This is a genomic window from Halomonas sp. SIMBA_159, from assembly GCF_046536035.1.
Taxonomy (GTDB): Bacteria; Pseudomonadota; Gammaproteobacteria; order Pseudomonadales; family Halomonadaceae; genus Vreelandella; species Vreelandella venusta_A.
Window position 1 is genome coordinate 1 of sequence record NZ_JAWJBT010001703.1, and the last position, 233, is coordinate 233.

The window sequence follows — 233 nt, forward strand, 5'->3', positions numbered from 1 at the left end:
GCGAGCCGCAGGAACGCATGCTGATCGTTGAGCGCCGTGATCTCACCGTCGACCGACTGCGGGACCGGCAGATCGAGATCGAACGGCACGTCGCGACGGCCCGCATCCAACAGGGCGAGGCCCTCTTCCGGCTGCGAGACGACACGTGACCAGGCGTGCATCGCCGAACGAAGTGGCGCGGTTCCGGTCAACGGGCCGAACGGCGACATGCGGGAGTAGAACCCGTCGTCGTG

The 233-nt window shown here is 67.4% G+C and carries 1 pseudogene; it reads right to left on the bottom strand.

Annotated elements, in window-relative coordinates:
* Nucleotides 1-233: pseudogene (locus R0J87_RS25015) on the bottom strand (amino acid deaminase); the annotation flags it as partial.